This window comes from Pseudomonas sp. Pme6b (genome assembly GCF_058129925.1).
In genome coordinates this window covers 2,776,796-2,791,065 of sequence record NZ_CM176704.1, presented here as the reverse complement: position 1 = coordinate 2,791,065, position 14,270 = coordinate 2,776,796, and the positions used below count along the sequence as shown (strand labels likewise).

General features: G+C 60.2%; 15 protein-coding genes and 1 pseudogene. 2 read left to right on the top strand and 14 right to left on the bottom strand.

Annotated features, from left to right (window positions below; translation table 11 throughout):
- Positions 1–97 precede the first annotated feature (97 nt).
- Both AC4ANE_RS12685 and AC4ANE_RS12680 read left to right on the top strand, forming a co-directional pair.
- Complete coding sequence (locus AC4ANE_RS12685; protein ID WP_031596836.1) at positions 98–559, top strand: SMI1/KNR4 family protein; 462 nt, start codon at positions 98–100, stop codon at positions 557–559.
- A 145-nt stretch (positions 560–704) separates the two neighbouring features.
- Positions 705–1,007, top strand: coding sequence for a contact-dependent growth inhibition system immunity protein (locus tag AC4ANE_RS12680; protein ID WP_031596837.1), 303 nt, complete (start codon positions 705–707; stop codon positions 1,005–1,007).
- 79 nt (positions 1,008–1,086) lie between these two features.
- Here AC4ANE_RS12680 and AC4ANE_RS12675 read toward each other — a convergent pair.
- The 14 genes and pseudogenes from AC4ANE_RS12675 to phnC form a co-directional block, all read right to left on the bottom strand.
- Positions 1,087–3,445, bottom strand: a pseudogene (locus AC4ANE_RS12675) (glucose/quinate/shikimate family membrane-bound PQQ-dependent dehydrogenase).
- Between the two features lie 138 nt (positions 3,446–3,583).
- Entirely contained in the window at positions 3,584–4,333 is a 750-nt protein-coding gene (gene phnP / locus AC4ANE_RS12670) for a phosphonate metabolism protein PhnP (protein ID WP_002553864.1), read from the bottom strand.
- Positions 4,324–4,890: a phosphonate metabolism protein/1,5-bisphosphokinase (PRPP-forming) PhnN gene (gene phnN, locus AC4ANE_RS12665; RefSeq protein WP_002553865.1), complete on the bottom strand. Its 567-nt coding sequence runs from the start codon at positions 4,888–4,890 to the stop codon at positions 4,324–4,326. The genes phnP and phnN overlap by 10 nt, the downstream gene beginning before the upstream one ends.
- A complete protein-coding gene (locus tag AC4ANE_RS12660; protein ID WP_005732942.1) occupies positions 4,890–6,035 on the bottom strand; it encodes an alpha-D-ribose 1-methylphosphonate 5-triphosphate diphosphatase in 1,146 nt (381 codons plus the stop codon). Before AC4ANE_RS12660 ends, phnN begins: the two co-directional genes overlap by 1 nt.
- Positions 6,029–6,745, bottom strand: a complete 717-nt coding sequence (phnL, locus tag AC4ANE_RS12655; protein ID WP_002553866.1) for a phosphonate C-P lyase system protein PhnL — start codon at positions 6,743–6,745, stop codon at positions 6,029–6,031. The genes AC4ANE_RS12660 and phnL overlap by 7 nt, the downstream gene beginning before the upstream one ends.
- A gap of 41 nt (positions 6,746–6,786) precedes the next feature.
- Positions 6,787–7,608, bottom strand: coding sequence for a phosphonate C-P lyase system protein PhnK (gene phnK / locus AC4ANE_RS12650; RefSeq protein WP_031596842.1), 822 nt, complete (start codon positions 7,606–7,608; stop codon positions 6,787–6,789).
- Entirely contained in the window at positions 7,605–8,477 is an 873-nt protein-coding gene (locus AC4ANE_RS12645) for an alpha-D-ribose 1-methylphosphonate 5-phosphate C-P-lyase PhnJ (protein ID WP_369812060.1), read from the bottom strand. Before AC4ANE_RS12645 ends, phnK begins: the two co-directional genes overlap by 4 nt.
- A gap of 11 nt (positions 8,478–8,488) precedes the next feature.
- Entirely contained in the window at positions 8,489–9,568 is a 1,080-nt protein-coding gene (locus AC4ANE_RS12640; RefSeq protein WP_002553868.1) for a carbon-phosphorus lyase complex subunit, read from the bottom strand.
- On the bottom strand, positions 9,568–10,164 hold the full coding sequence (gene phnH / locus AC4ANE_RS12635; RefSeq protein WP_005732946.1) for a phosphonate C-P lyase system protein PhnH: 597 nt from the start codon (positions 10,162–10,164) through the stop codon (positions 9,568–9,570). Before phnH ends, AC4ANE_RS12640 begins: the two co-directional genes overlap by 1 nt.
- Positions 10,164–10,628: a phosphonate C-P lyase system protein PhnG gene (phnG, locus tag AC4ANE_RS12630; protein WP_002553870.1), complete on the bottom strand. Its 465-nt coding sequence runs from the start codon at positions 10,626–10,628 to the stop codon at positions 10,164–10,166. The genes phnH and phnG overlap by 1 nt, the downstream gene beginning before the upstream one ends.
- Positions 10,629–10,642: 14 nt before the next feature.
- Positions 10,643–11,377, bottom strand: a complete 735-nt coding sequence (gene phnF, locus AC4ANE_RS12625; RefSeq protein WP_002553871.1) for a phosphonate metabolism transcriptional regulator PhnF — start codon at positions 11,375–11,377, stop codon at positions 10,643–10,645.
- A gap of 36 nt (positions 11,378–11,413) precedes the next feature.
- Positions 11,414–12,202 (bottom strand): phosphonate ABC transporter, permease protein PhnE, encoded by a 789-nt coding sequence (phnE, locus tag AC4ANE_RS12620; protein ID WP_002553872.1) that lies wholly within the window; start codon positions 12,200–12,202, stop codon positions 11,414–11,416.
- Positions 12,203–12,230: 28 nt separating this feature from the next.
- A complete protein-coding gene (phnD, locus tag AC4ANE_RS12615; RefSeq protein WP_002553873.1) occupies positions 12,231–13,241 on the bottom strand; it encodes a phosphonate ABC transporter substrate-binding protein in 1,011 nt (336 codons plus the stop codon).
- A 38-nt stretch (positions 13,242–13,279) separates the two neighbouring features.
- Positions 13,280–14,113 carry a phosphonate ABC transporter ATP-binding protein gene (gene phnC, locus AC4ANE_RS12610; RefSeq protein WP_002553874.1) on the bottom strand — a complete coding sequence of 278 codons (834 nt, stop codon included), beginning with the start codon at positions 14,111–14,113 and terminating at the stop codon, positions 13,280–13,282.
- Between the last annotated feature and the right edge of the window lie 157 nt (positions 14,114–14,270).

The following is a 14,270-nucleotide window of genomic DNA, read 5'->3' as shown; positions in this document are numbered from 1 at the left end:
GGAAAGCCTCTAAAAAATACTGAACTATTTGAATTTTCAGGAGCAGATACAAGAGGTGGAACTAGATTTAACTGCGCGAATACTCACGAGTAATGAAATGACTAATTTGACAGCATTTGATCTTGGAAACCTTATAAAGACACATGAGGATGTAGCAGCATTTGGAACACCTGCCGACGCTGTGGCCGATGAGTTGATTATTAAGGCAGAACAGCGTTTAGGTCACCCACTGCCTGACTCCTACAAATGGTTTTTACGGAATTATGCGGGAGGAGAAGTAGGCACCGAGGAGATTTGCAGTATCTACGGCATGGACTTCGATGGCATACAGGGTGGAGATATTGTCTTCCAACATATTAACGAACTCAAAAACAAGTCGACCACCCCAGAAAAATTGGTCATCAGCAGAACGGACCTGGGCGAAGTTTTCTTCTTTGACTATAATACTTACAAAAACAATGAATGCCAGATCTTCTTGAAAATACCTTCAGGAGCAGCGATCCTCTATGCAGCGATTTTTTATGAGTATCTTGTCAAAAGAATAATCGCCCACTCCTAAACGCAAAGCCAAACTGCAGCCTAATAACATATAACATCCCATCAACAATTCCGCCTCGCCCATTCATATCAAATAGATTCGCACCTTATATCATCAATTATCAAAAATTGAAGCCTGCCCCCATAACAAAAAGCCGGACATCCTCATGAAAACAGATCAATACGCCAACCTGAGCCGATTACTAGGCTGCTATTTTCATCAGGACTGGACGGAAGAGTTCTCGGACAGCAATCACGTGTTTGAAGAGATCGTAAAATGTGAACCCTTGAGCTGTTTGCGAGATAGCGTAAAAGAAATTGAGCATCTGTTAAGCCAGCCCATGACGGAAACAGACTACAGCGAAATAATGACAACCACATCGGGGTGCCATTTCGAGCCCAGCAGTGAACACACTCATTATTCGGATTGGCTATCCAAAATGGCCATTTACTTCACAAGCCAACAATAGCATCCATCTGTACGCAAGACATCCAGCATGTGACATGACAAATCGAGGGGCAAAATCTGCCCCTCAACGTTGAAGCACGTTACTTGGGTAACGCGTAGGCAATCACGTAATCGCCACGATCCGGCGATTGGCGGGCGCCGCCGGCGGTGAGCAGGATGTACTGCTTGCCGGTTTTGGGCGATACGTAGGTCATCGGGCCGGACTGGCAGACGGGCCTTCCAGATTTCGTTGCCGTTGCCGCTGTCGAAGGCGCGCAGGTAGAAGTCCTGAGTACCGGCGAAGAACAGCAGGCCCGACTGGGTGGACAACGAAGCGCCCAGCGTCGGCATGCCAATCGGAATCGGCAGGCCCATGCGGATGCCCATCGGGCCTGTGTCTTTCACGGTGCCGACCGGAACCTGCCACATCAGCTTTTTGGTTTTCAGGTCAATCGCCGACATGGTGCCGAACGGCGGTGCCTGGCACGGTATGCCGACGGCAGACAGGAAGCGCTGGCGCATGGCACCAAACGGCGTGCCGGTCTGCGGCACGACGCCCATCTCGATACCACTGGCACCGGCGGCGATCTTGTCGCGCGGGATCATGTAGTTGGCCAGGCCCAGGCGCATGTCATTGACGAACATATAGTTGTTGGTCGGGTCGACCGAGACGCTGCCCCAGTTCATGCCGCCCAGCGAGCCGGGGAACTGCAACGCAGGGTCCAGGCCTGGCGGTGTGTAAACGCCCTCGTGACGCATGCCTTTGAAAGCGATGCGGCACATCAGCTGGTCGAACGCCGCAGCACCCCACATGTCCGACTCTTTGAGGGTCTGGTTGCCAATCGACGGCATGTCTACCGAGAACGGCTGGGTCGGCGAATAGCGCTCGCCCGGCACATTACCCTGCGGCACAGGGCGTTCTTCGACACGCGAGATCGGCACGCCGGTTTCGCGGTTGAGCAGGAAAATCTCGCCCTGCTTGGTGACTTGCGCCAATGCCGGCTGCGTACCGCCCTTGCCGTCCGGAATGTCATACAGCAACGGCTGCGCCGGAATGTCGAAGTCCCACAGATCATGGTGGGTCATCTGGAAGTTCCAGCGCACCTGACCGGTTTTGGCGTCTACCGCAACCACTGACGAGGACCATTTGTCGTCCTGCTCGGTACGCGTCCCGCCGAAGAAGTCGGGTGTAGCGTTACCGGTCGGCAGGTAGATCAGGCCGAGCTTGTCATCGTAGGACATGGCCGACCAGACGTTAGGCGTGCCACGGGTATAGGTTTCGCCTGCGGGCGGACGTTTGGTGGTATTCGGGTTACCCGGATCCCATGCCCAGACCAGCTCGCCGCTGTGTACGTCGAAAGCACGCACCACGCCTGGAGGTTCGCCGGTGGAGAAGTTGTCGGCAACCCGACCGCCCACCACAACCACATTGCCCGCCACCAGCGGCGTCGAGGTCTGCTGGTAGTAGCCTTCCTTGACTTCGCCCATGTCGGTTTTCAGATCGACTACGCCTTGATTACCAAAGTCCTTGCAGGTCTCGCCGGTCCTGGCATCGAGTGCGATCAGGCGAGCGTCGCCAGTCGGCAGAAACACGCGTGTGGCGCACGCGGCGGCTGGCTGGGCAGGTGCGTCGGGTGCAGCTGCGGGTGCGGCGAAGTAGCCCAGGCCTCGGCAGCGCTGCCAGTTGGGCGCACTGCCCTGCGGATCGAACTTCCAGCGCTGAGTGCCGGTGTCAGCATCCAGTGCGAATACTTTGCCGTAGGCGGTGCAGGTGTACACCGTGTCGCCGATCTGCAGCGGGGTGTTCTGGTCTTCTGCACCGGCACCTGTGCTCTGCGGAATGTCGCCGGTGTGGAAGGTCCAGGCAACCTGCAGCTTGTCGACGTTGCTCTTGTTGATCTGATCCAGAGCAGCGAACCGGTTACCTGCCGGCGTATTGCCCCAGTGTGCCCAGTCCTTCTGCTCGGCACCCGGCGCCACCGGGACAATAGGCGGCACGCTGCTGGCGCTGACCACATGGCTCGGAACGAACATGTAGCCAATGGTCGCCACAACACCGATGGCCAGCATGCCGGTCAGGCCATATGCGCCACGACCCGCCTGAGCACCCGAAGCGCGCACCAGTGCCGGGTAGATCAGCGCAATCACCAGGCCGATCACGGCAAAGGTCAATAGGCGGGACACCAGCGGCCAATAGTGCAGGCCTGCATCCCAGATAGCCCAGATGGCGGTCAGTACCAGGGCGATGCCATACAACAAAGCACCTTTGGGTTTGCGCGCGGCGATCAGCGCACCACTGACCAGCATCGCCAGTCCCATCAGCAGGAAGAACCAGCTGCCGCCCAATGTCACCAGATAGCCGCCGCCACCTGCCAGACCGAGCCCGATCAGGGCGATCAGTACTCCCAGCCCGAGCAGCAGCAACCTGCCGCCAGTTCCTGTGTCTTGCTTGTTTGTCATTTTTCAAACCTGTCGGATTTTTACAGCCGAACAGAATGTACCAAACGGTTCATAATGACAAATTGTCGCAGGCTGCCAAGCTTCTGGAATAGGCTTTTGCGGGCGATCAGCGCACAATTTTTGCGTTTATGCGCACGCCTATGGCGCCATGCCGTCCCGACCGATCAATACATGGCCCGGCAGTCCTGGCGGCAGCCCCATCAACCACGCATCCAGCGTATGGCCGATGTGCGTCAATACCGCCTTGCCCGGTCGCAACTGGTCGATGGTTTGCAGCGCCAGGGTCAGGTCATTGTGATTGCGTGGCGGCTGAGGCTGTGGGGGCATGGAACAATCGAGAATCAACACATCCAGCGGTTGGCGTTGCAAAAACTCGCAGGTCGCGTCGGGCAAGCCGACTGTGTCGGTCAGGTAGGCAAAACGTTGCCCGTCGCCTTCAAACATGTACCCGAACGTGGGCTTGGAGTGCGTCAGCGGCAACGCCGTGACCTGCAGTGCGCCCAGTGCCCGGGTTTCGAAGGCTGCAAACGGCTGGCTGAAATCGAGAATGCCGGGGTGCTTGTAGAGGTCGGCCAGGCCTTCCGGGTCCGCCGGGCCGTGGACCGGAATCACCAGCCCCTGGCCCCAGCGCAGATGCAGCAGGCCCTGGGCATGGTCGGCATGGTAATGCGTCTGCAGGATGCCACTCAGGCTGCGCGGCGGGAAACGTTCGGTAAGGTCGGTCAGGCCGCTGTCGATCAACCAGCGCTGATCGGCGCATTCAATCAGCGCACTGCACGGCAAGCGTCGCAGGTCCTGATTCGCCCGCGCCGCCGAGCAGGCCGGGCACTGGCAACCGTAGACGGGCACCTGTCGTGCGTCACCGGTGCCCAGCAGGGTCAGGCGCATGCGTCACGCCGCTCCATCAGGCCGATAAGCGTGGCGACGGTCTGTTGCAGATCACCCGAATTATCCAGCGGGAAGACCTGTGGATTGTTCGCCAGTAAATCCCCGGCAAAGCGCGAGTTGCGCGCTAGGCGCTCCTCGATTTCCGCAAGGGTTTCCCTGTTGCGCGCCAACAGCCGTTGGCGCAGCACGTCCTGATTGACGGTCAGCAGCACCGCCAGCAGCGTCGGGTAACGCATTTGCGCTTTCTGCAGATGCGCCCGGGAGCCGTTGATCAACACGTCGTGGCCCTCCAGCAGCCACTGATCGATCTCGATGGGGATGCCGTAGTGCAAGCCATTCGCCTGCCAGCTCAAGGCAAACGCACCACGCTCGCGCATCTGCTCGAACTGTTCGACCGTCACCGCCTGTGCCGCCTCGCCCACCGCTTCGGCAGAACGGGTGATCACCCGCCGTACAACCCGGCAGTTGCGTTGCGCCAACGTTTCACGGGCCGCATCCAGCAAGCTGTCCTTGCCTGAACCGGACGGCCCGATGAGATAGATCAACCTGCCAACCATCAAAACACCCTCTTGCCTTGTCGCCAGACCTTGTCGATAACCGGCAGGCCTGCATGATTGCGCGCCTGAATCAGATCAGCGCGCAGACCGATGCGAATCTCGCCCCGATCCGCCAACCCTGCCGCAACGGCGGGCGTGCGGCTGACCATATTGATCGCGTGCGGCAGCTCGCAGTCGTTGTCCTGTTCGGCCAGCATGAACGCGGCCTGCAACAGGCTGGCCGGGTAGTAATCGCTGGACAGAATGTCCAGCAGCCCGTGTCGGGCCAGCGATGCTGCCGCCACGTTACCGGAGTGCGAGCCGCCGCGCACGATGTTCGGTGCGCCCATCAGCACACTCATGCCCAGTTGCCGACAGCCACGGGCCGCTTCGAGTGTGGTCGGGAATTCGGCGATGTTCATGCCGAAACCTGCCGATTCCTCGACATGCGCCATGGTTGCGTCGTCGTGGCTCGCAATCGACAGGCCGCGCGCCAGGCACAGTTCGACAATCGCGCGCCGGTAGCGGTCGGCATACTCGGTGGAATTGGCCACCTGTTCGACGATAAAGCGGTCCATTTCCTCATGACTCATGTGGTACTTGCCCATGTAGTACTCGCGGTACTTGGACTCCAGGGCAAATTGGCGCTGGCCGGGCGCGTGGTCCATCACCGAAACCAGTTGCACCAGTGGCTGGTCCACCAGGTCACGAAACACGCTCAGGGTATCCGGATGACTGACCTCACAACGCAGGTGCAACAGGTGCTCGGCGCGGGTCAGGCCCGCTGCGTTGGCGTCGGCAATCGCCTGAAGCATTGCGGGCAGTTGCTGCATGCGCTTGCCTTTGGGGTTGATGTCGCCAATCGACAGTGCATCGAATACCGTGGTAATCCCGGCCGCGACAATTTGCGCATCATGGCTGATCACCGCCGACATCGACGGCCAGTCGACACCCGGCCGCGGCGACAGGTGCTTCTCCAGATTGTCGGTGTGCAACTCCACCAGGCCCGGCAGCAGGTAATCGCCCTGCATGTCCTGAGCCTGGCTCAGTTGGCTGCGCCCGCTCTGAACCTCGGCAATCAGGCCGTCGCGGACCACGACTGTGCCGACGAACACCTGCTCGGCAGTCACCACACGGGCGTTACTAAAGATCTGTTCGTTCAGCATTGCAGCAACTCCTTGGCGGTGAGGTCCACCGGGCTCATGTCGAGTTGACGATTGGCGACTGCCTCGCGGGCGTCGCGGTCATGAAAAATACCGATCAGTGCGGCACCGGCCTGTTTAGCCTCGTCGACCAGCTCCAGCACCACCTGACGGTTGGCGTCGTCCAGCGAAGCCGTCGGTTCGTCGAGCAATAAAACCGGCCACGGCACCATGAATGCCCGGGCGATGTTGATACGCTGCTGTTCACCACCGGAAAACGTGCTGGGGGCCAGTGGCCAAAGGCGCTGGGGAATGTTCAGCCGGTTCAGCAGCAGTTGCGCGCGCTCCTGAGCCTGTTCGCGCGACCATCCGCGTGCGAGTGCCGGCTCCATCACTACATCCAGGCTGGAGACACGCGGAATGACGCGCAAGAACTGGCTGACATAGCCGAGCGTTTTGCGCCGCACCTCAAGCACCTGGCGCGGGGTTGCCCCGACCAGTTCGGTCCACTCGCCTTCGTGCTGTACGCGGATGCTGCCAGCGGCAGGCAGGTAGTTGCCGTACAAAGTGCGCAACAATGTGCTTTTGCCCGCGCCGGACTGCCCGCTGAGCACCAGGCATTCGCCAGCGCGCACCGAGAAACTGAGCCCGCGCAGCACATTGAGGACCACGCCGTTGTGCTGGTGCAGGGTGAAGGTTTTCGACAGGTCACGGACCTCGATCAAGGTTGTCATCGGGCTCACCTCTTCTTTACAGGCTGTTCGGACAGTGCGGCTCATGGCTGCAATACCGAGGACACCAGCAGTTGTGAATACGGATGCTGCGGGTCATCGAGAATCTGATCGGTCAGGCCGCTTTCGACCACTTCCGAGCGACGCATGACCATCAGCCGATCAGCCAGCAACCGCGCGACCGCCAGGTCGTGAGTGACGATGACCACGGCCAGGTCCAGCTCTCGAACCAGACCACGCAACAGGTCGAGCAACCGCGCCTGCACCGACACATCCAGCCCACCGGTGGGTTCGTCCATGAATACCAGTCTGGGACTGGACACCAGGTTGCGGGCGATCTGCAGGCGTTGCTGCATGCCGCCGGAAAACGTGCGCGGCAGATCATCAATGCGCAGCGGGTCGATCTCGACCTGGCTCAGCCAGTCCACCGCCGCACTGCGCAATTGCTGATAATTGCGCACGCCCTGAGCCATCAGGCGCTCGCCGATATTGGCTCCGGCAGACACGCCCATGCGCAGGCCATCGCGCGGGTTCTGTTCGACAAAACCCCACTCGGTGCGCAGCAAGGTGCGCCGCTGCGCCTCACTGGCGCTGTACAGGTCGAACCAGTCGCCCGCCTTGCTGCGATAGTCGATGCTGCCGCGGTCCGGCGGGCAGCGCCCGCTCAACAGCGACAGCAGCGTGGACTTCCCTGAGCCGGACTCGCCAACGATGCCCAGCACTTCGCCGGGGTACAGATCGAAACTGACGTCCTGACAGCCCTTCTGCACACCGTACAGGCGAGTCAGGCCGCGTACCTTGAGCAGCGGCTGCACAGCGTCAGGAAGGCGCCCGCCCGCCGCGTCCAACGAACGTGCACTGATCATCGGTCGTTCTCCTGCTGTTTGACGCGCTGGGCGCAGTAATCGGTGTCGGAGCAGACAAAGCTCTGCGTCCCGGCATCGTCGAGAATCAGCTCGTCGAGAAAGGACTCATGGCTGCCGCAGATTGCGCAGGACTGCTCCCAGCGCTGCACTTCAAACGGGTGATCTTCAAAGTCCAGACTTACCACCCGGGTAAACGGCGGTACGGCATACAGACGCTTTTCCCGTCCAGCACCAAACAGCATCAGCGCAGGGCTCATGTGCAGCTTGGGGTTGTCGAATTTAGGGATCGGCGACGGGTCCATCACGTAACGCTCATCGACCATGACCGGGTAGGCGTAACTGGTAGCGATGTGGCCGAAGGTAGCGATGTCTTCGTAGAGCTTGACGTGCATGACACCGTAATCATCCAGCGCGTGCATGGTGCGGGTCTCGGTTTCCGAAGGCTCGATGAAACGCAGCGGCTCGGGAATCGGCACCTGATAGACCATGATCTGATCGGCGTGCAACGGTGTTTCCGGAATGCGGTGACGGGTCTGGATGACAGTCGCCTCGGGGGTGCGCTCGGTGGTGGCGATACCGGCCGTACGGGCAAAGAAACGCCTGATCGAGACTGCGTTGGTGGTGTCGTCAGCGCCCTGGTCGATGACCTTGAGCACATCATCAGCGCCCAGGATCGCAGCGGTCAGCTGCATCCCGCCGGTGCCCCAACCATAAGGCAGCGGCATCTCGCGCCCGCCGAACGGTACCTGATAACCGGGAATCGCTACCGCCTTGAGCAAGGCACGGCGAATCATGCGTTTGGTCTGCTCGTCCAGATACGCGAAGTTGTAGGCGTCATCCCGTGCGGGCCTTTGCTCTGCGGTGTTCATCGGTGCATTAGTCATTGGTCGCTCTCCGGTTGCGGTGCGGACTTGCGCAGCTTGCGGATCAACTCCAGCTCGGACTGGAAGTCCACGTAATGCGGCAGCTTGAGGTGCGAGACAAAACCGGCCGCCTCGACGTTGTCGCAATGCGCCAGCACGAACTCTTCCTGCTGGGCCGGCGAGCGGACTTCTTCGTTGAATTCCCCGGCGCGCAATGAGCGGTCCACCAGTGCCATGCCCATTGCCTTGCGCTCTGCGTTGCCGAATGCCAGGCCGTAGCCACGGGTGAACTGCGCAGGTTCGCTGGCCGAGCCGACGAACTGGTTGACCATCTCGCACTCGGTCACTTCGATGTCGCCGATCACAATCGGAAAACCCAGTTCTTCAGGCTCTATCCAGACCTCTACCTCGCCGATGCGGATTTCCCCGGCGAACGGATGGTTGCGGCCGTAACCACGTTGGGTCGAATAACCCAGCGCCAGCAGGAAACCCTCATCGCCACGGGCCAGCGCCTGCAAACGCTGGGCACGACTGGACGGATACTCCAGCGGTTCGCGGGTGATGTCCGCGACGCTCTCGCCATCGTCCACTTCAGGTTTGATCAACCCTTCTTTGGCCAGCAACCCCAGCACTCGCGGGCAGGGTTGCAGCGTTGCATCCGGCGCCACGTCCGGGCCAGGGTGCTCGCCTTCGGCCAGCAAGGTGAAATCCAGCAGGCGGTGGGTGTAGTCAAAGGTCGGGCCCAGCAATTGCCCGCCGGGGACGTCCTTGAACGTGGCAGACAAGCGCCGGTTGAGCTGCATGTTCGAGGTGTCGATGGGCACGCTGGCGCAAAAACGCGTCAGCGTCGTGCGGTAGGCGCGCAGCAGAAAGATCGCTTCGATCAAATCCCCCGCCGATTGCTTGATCGCCAGTGCGGCCAGCTGCGGGTCGTACAGCGAACCCTCGCTCATGACTCGCGCAACCGCCAGTGGCAACTGCTGGCGGATCTGCTCGACATCGAGCTCGGCAATGCTTGTATCGCCACGGCGCTTGTTGGCCAGCAGGCGGTGGGCGTTATCGATGGCCTGTTCGCCACCCTTCACGGCGACGTACATCAGGCACACTCCTGCACGCGGGTGCTGCGTGGCAAGCCGAGCATTTGATTGCCCGACACAAAGAACACGTCCAGCCCGCAGGGGAAGACATTCCGTGCTTCACGCTCGGTCCAGAACGCTTCGTCCAGCGGCAACGCCACAGAATTTTGCTGCTCGATGCCGGGACCGCTCCAGGCAAGGGTCTGTCCGCCTTGCAGGCCTGGCAACTGAATCAGCAAGGTGCAGGACTGATCAGGGTAACGGTCGTTGCCGGTATCGAAACCGTGCAGGTCCCCGACAGTCGACGCATCGAGCAACGCGAAACGGGCAGCACTCCGGTCAGTGACAATCGGGCTGCCGCAATGAAAGGCAATGTTCGCGCGAATCGCCGGGGTATCAAATGCAGGGGCGAGCCAGAGCGGAGTGTCCAGATCCAGCAGCGCCAGGCACAAGGCATGAGTTGCGCTGTCCAGGCCCTGCAAGGCAGGCGGCTGATGTCTGGTGGGCAGGGTCTGAATCACACCCGGACCGGACAAGGCCTTGAGCGCTACGCGAAAACTGCGCTGGGCATCCAGCACCGGATCGGTGAAGGCAGGTTGCAGAAGGACGGCATTCATCAGTCTTCTCCTCGGACCAGGGTAAAGAATTCCACTTTGGTTGCAGCGGCTTCTGCGTCCTTGCGTGCACGACGCTCGGCTTGCGCACGCGCCAGGGGCCCGATCAGTTCGGACAGCCACCAGGCCTGTTGCGCGCCTTGCAAATGGGCATCAGCCAGCGCCGCCAGTTCGGCATGGCGCTTGTCGCGTCCGGCCAGGTAGCTGTAACCCGTGCGGCCATCGGCCAGACGGACCACGCAGCGGGTAACGCTCATCTCGCCAAGATTGAACGCCGAACCGGTGCCGCCCATGCGACCACGCACCAGGGTCATGCCGATTTCCGGGGCGCGGATCATCTGGTAATCGGTGTCGCGCAACGCCGCCTCGTGACGCTGCAACTGTTCGCGGCTCGGCTCATCGACAAGGGCGCGCGCCAGTACGCCCATCCAGTGCTGCCGTGCGGCCGTTTCAGGGGTTGCTTGCATGGAACACCTCAATGTCAGTCAGTCGTTGGGGTGACGGCGATCTGGTTGAACGCCACCTGATACTGGAAGCGGTCGCAGCGGCTGGCCGAGCGGGAAAGCTCCACCGGCCGCCCCGATCGGTCACACGAAACCGTCAACACCGTCAGCGCCGGCATGTGCCGGGGCATCAGCAGCAGCCCGGCCTCTTCACGGGACGGCAGGCGGGCTCCGATCAGGCTCTGCGCACGGCTCAGCGGCAACTCGCGCTCAGCCAGGTACTGGCGAACCGAGCCACCCTGATAATCAGCCAGCACATCGCTGTAGCGGGCGCTGTAGCGATGGCAGATCAGGCTCACAGGCTGGCCATCCAGCTTGCGCAATGTCTGCATTTCGATCAGCGGCGCATGCTCGGCCAGCCCCAGATGCAGCGCATCTTCGTGACTGGCGAGGCATTCGCGGCGCAACAGCAGAATCGCTTCCACGCCGATGCCTTGTGCCGAGAGCGACTGGCTGTAGGCGCTGTCGGCCTGCATCGGGTAGATCAACGGACGTTCCAGCACTTGCGTGCCCTTGCCCTGGCGTCGCAGCACACTGCCCTCACGGACCAGTTCATCGACCGCTCGGCGGATCGTATGGCGGTTGACACAGAAGCGTTCGGCCAACTGAAACTCGGCAGGCAGATAATCGCCGGGCCGATACGAGACCAGCTCATCGCGCAGGGTTTCAGCCAGTTCGAGGTACATCGGCTCAGCTTGTCTAGACAACTGCATGATTAAAAAAAGTGTTCATTGAACACCCCTCTTCTGTCAGATGAATTGCTTGCGCAGGCGCTGCGACATGATGTCGATGACGCTTACCACAACGATGATCACCAGCAGCACGGCGCTGGTCTGGACGAACGCAAAGGCCCGGATATTCTCCCAGAGAATGACCCCGATGCCGCCTGCACCGACCATGCCCACCACGGTCGCCGAGCGCACATTGGATTCGAACCGGTATAAAGCATAGGAGATCCATAGCGGCATAACCTGAGGAATTACACCGTAGATGACTTCCTGTAAAGCACTGGCACCGGTCGCACGTACCCCTTCGACAGGACCAGGCTCTATGGCCTCGACGGCTTCGGCGAACAGCTTGGCGAGCACACCGGTGGTACTGATCCAGAGCGCCAGCACCCCGGCAAACGGCCCAAGCCCGACCGCGACCACAAACAACATCGCAAAAACCATCTCATTGATCGAGCGAAAGGCGTCCATGCAGCGCCGCAATGGCAGGTGAATCCACCACGGCGTGATGTTCTCGGCGCAAAGAACGCCCAGCGGTATCGAACAGACAATCGCCAGCGCCGTACCCCACAGGGCAATCTGGATGGTCACCAGCATTTCCTTGAGGTAGCTGCGCCACTCACGGAAGTCCGGCGGGAAGAAATCGGCGGCGAAGGTCGCCATGTTCGACGAGTCCCGAACCAGCGTCATCGGGTTCATTTCCGCGCCCTGCCAGGCCCAGGCCAGTGCCGCAAGCAACAGCCCCCAGCCCAGGTAACGAGACCAGTTGGGCTTGCCCGCAGCCTGGGCATAGGCAACTTGAGTGGTCATGGCGAACTCCTGATAGTGATCGATTGGCTCAACCTGCAGAGCTGTCTGCCGTTTTCTGGTTCAGCTCGGTGATGCGCTCCTGCAACTTGTTCAGGCTGGCGTCGATGTCCTTGAGGCGGGTCGCTTTCTCCTGAGCATCCAGCGTGGTGCTGGCGGCCACCTCAGTACGCTGCTTGAACAGCTCAAGCTGGCGAATGGGCAACAACTGGTCGTCGCTGGACTTGAGGAACTTGCCCATCTGCATGTTCTTCAGGACGGTTTTCTCTTCAGCGGTATCGCCATAATCGGCGAAGAAATCACGGATCTTCGCCTTGTTTTCGTCCGACAGAGCTTTGCTCCAGACAATCGGGTCGGCTGGAATCAGCGGCGACTTCCAGATCACCTTCAACTGCTCGACCTTGTCCGGTTGAGTCACGGCCAGGCGGTCCCAGCTTTCGGTATTGAAGGTCGCGACATCCAGCTGACCTTTGGCAACACTCAGGGCATTGACCTCATGGCTGGAGTTCAAGGTGCGCTTGAAGGCGGTGGAGGCATCCACGTGGTTTTTGGCAAATACGTAATAGCCAGGCACCAGATAACCCGACGTGGAGTTCGGGTCACCGTTGCCGAAGGTCAGACTCTTGGCGTTCTTGAGCATGTCTTCGACGGAGTTGATCGGGCTGTCCTTGCGCACGATCAACAGGCTCCAGTAGCCCGCATCGCCGTTGGCGGCAGACGTCTGGGCAAAGATCTCGCCATTGGAGCGGTCTACCGCTTCCATCGCGGCCTTGTTGCCCAGCCAGGCCACATCGACCTTGTTGAAGCGCATGCCCTGAATCAGACCGGCGTAGTCCGAGGCAAAGGTGGCATTGACCTTCAGACCGGTTTTGCGGCTCATGTCATCGAGAAACGGCTGCCAGATACTTTTCAGGTTCTGCGATGACTCGGTGGACATGATGCCGAAATTGATGGCTTTTTCTTCTGCAGCCTGGACCGTGCCCAACGCGCAGGCGGTCAGCAAGGCGGCAGAGGCGAGAAGACGACCGATACGCTCGAACATGCAGGCTCTCCTGATAAATAGGGTGATGTTGAAAAGCTTCAGACTTTGGCCAGTTCCAGACGCGGCTTCTGCCGAACGCGACGGCTTCGTTCGGTGATCATCAGGCTCGCGTCCGCGTCTGCACCGTAGAGGTCATTGAGGAACTGTTTGCTGAGATCCTGCGCCAGGCCATCAAAATGGATCCGCCCGCCCTTGAGGGCCACGGCACGCGGGCAATAGCGCACCGCGTAATCCACCTGATGCAGGGTGACGACGACGGTCTTGCCATCGCTGCGATTGATGTCGGCAAGAATTTCCATGACCCTGCGGGCCGATTCGGGGTCCAGCGAGGCAATCGGTTCGTCGGCCAGGATCACTTCGGCGCGCTGGGTCAAGGCACGAGCAATCGCAACTCGTTGCTGCTGGCCGCCAGACAGGGTCGAAGCCCGCTGGGCGGCAAGATCTGCCAGCCCTACCCTGTCCAGCGCGGCCATCGCACGCTGTTTTTCCTCGCGATTGAACAGCGCCAGACTGCCGCGCCAGCGCGGCATGCGTCCCAGACAACCGAGCAAAACGTTGTCCAGCACACTGAGGCGATTGACCAGATTGAATTGCTGGAAGATATAGCCGATATCGGCGCGCAGACGTCGCACCTGACTGTTGAGACGACCGGACGACTGAACCTCGCGCCCCAGCACCTGAACCTGACCGCCATTGCTGCGATCACAGCACGCCAGGCCGGCAAGATGGCGCAGCAAGGTTGACTTGCCAGAGCCGGAAGCGCCAATCAGCGCAACCATCTCACCAGGTTGTATAGACAATGCAAGGTCAACCAACGCACTTTTGTGCGAGAAGGTCTTGTTCAGGCCCTGTACATGAATGGCATCGTTCATGAGGCTTCTCGGTCTGCGCACGACCCGGGACAGGTCGTATTCGGTTGTCAACCAAACTGAACCTGTGTTGTTGCAGCCTCATGAACCGTGAGTGACTAGCTGATAACAGTTTGTCGCAGAAGGTGTTGCAGCGTCACGAAATGCATTACCACGCGGA